This window comes from Alicyclobacillus suci, assembly GCF_017329615.1.
GTDB classification, from domain to species: Bacteria; Bacillota; Bacilli; order Alicyclobacillales; family Alicyclobacillaceae; genus Alicyclobacillus; species Alicyclobacillus suci.
Map to the genome: position 1 here is coordinate 1 of NZ_JAFMTW010000121.1, position 1,448 is coordinate 1,448.

A 1,448-nucleotide genomic window follows, 5' to 3' on the forward strand; every position below is an offset into this window, starting at 1 on the left:
GGCTCTTCGCTGGTTGAGGTGGGTTGAACAAGTCAATCATGGGAGTATAAAACCCATTGGCAAACCAGAGTTAGGGTCAATGCCTGTCGGCTTGACGTGACTGACAGATTGCCAAGTTGGGAGTCCGTCAAGAGCTTTCGCGGCATATCCTCCCGTTGGTCGGTATTCCACGGTCTCTTGACCTAATAGGAGGCCAATCAAATGTCCGATCCCATTCTCGATTTGTTTAACCACTCTATTGGCGTTCAAGCACCATGGCGTGTTACCTCAGTCGAATTCAGCAAAGAGAATAAACGGCTAGACATCACAGTCGACTACCAAGATGGAACCAAATTCCCATGCCCCAAGTGCGAAGGTAAGAACACAGACATCTACGACCGCGACACTCGTTCCTGGAGGCATCTCAATCACTTTGAGCACGACACCTACATTCACGCCAAAGTCCCTCGGATTTGGTGCCATGACTGCTCGAAGGACAAGGGTGGCGTACTGACCATGGAAGTCCCTTGGGCAAGAAAACGTGGGCACTTTTCTTACGGATTTGAGGCGTTCATCCTCCAACTGGTTCGCGAGATGCCCGTTCTGGCAGTTGCGCGTCTTGTCGGAGAGTATGATACCCGTATTTGGCGTGTTGTTCACCACTATGTGAAGCAAGCCCGTGAGTTGCAAGATTTCTCCGATGTCCACCATATCGCGATGGATGAAACATCTACCTCTCGCGGACATAATTACGTAACTGTCGTCGCTGACACCCAGCAAAGACGGGCTATTTTCGTCACGCAAGGCAAAGATGCGAGCACTGTTGCACGATTTGTTGAGGATTTCTCGCACCACAACGGCAACTTAGCGAACATTGAAACCGTTTGCTCCGACATGTCGCCAGCATTCATTGCCGGGATTCAGAAACACTTTCCGGATGCTTCACTTACATTTGACAAGTTCCACGTCACAAAAGTGATCGGTGAAGCGGTGGACAAGGTGCGTCGCGAAGAACAACGTACACAGCCCATGCTAAAGCACTCCAGATATATTTGGCTTAAAAATGAGCACAACCTGACAAGCAAGCAGAAAGACCAATTACAAACACTGCGGTACTTAAACCTCAAAACGGCAAAAGCATACCAAATGATGCTGACGTTCAAAGAGCTTTGGGCACAGCCGAGTTCGCTTGCAAAGGCATTTCTGGACAAGTGGTATTTCTGGGCTACGCATTCCCGATTAAAGCCGATGGTTGATGCATCTAAAACCATTCGCCGTCACGAAAATGGCATACTGTCTTGGTTCGACAGCAGAGTCAATAATGCCCTCATCGAAAGCATGAACAGTCTCATACAAGCCATGAAGCGAAGAGCAAAGGGATACCGCAACGTCGAGAACTATATCTCTATGATTTACCTCTTACTGGGGAAGTTGTCTTTTGACTTACCCACCTAAAACAGCGAGGAGGC

1 protein-coding gene is annotated in these 1,448 nt (G+C 48.8%); it reads left to right on the forward strand.

All coding sequences use genetic code 11. From position 1 onward, the window contains the following. The first annotated feature begins 201 nt into the window (after positions 1 to 201). Positions 202 to 1,434 carry an ISL3 family transposase gene (locus tag J3482_RS20040; RefSeq protein ID WP_206923067.1) on the forward strand — a complete coding sequence of 411 codons (1,233 nt, stop codon included), beginning with the start codon at positions 202 to 204 and terminating at the stop codon, positions 1,432 to 1,434. The last annotated feature ends 14 nt before the right edge of the window (positions 1,435 to 1,448 follow it).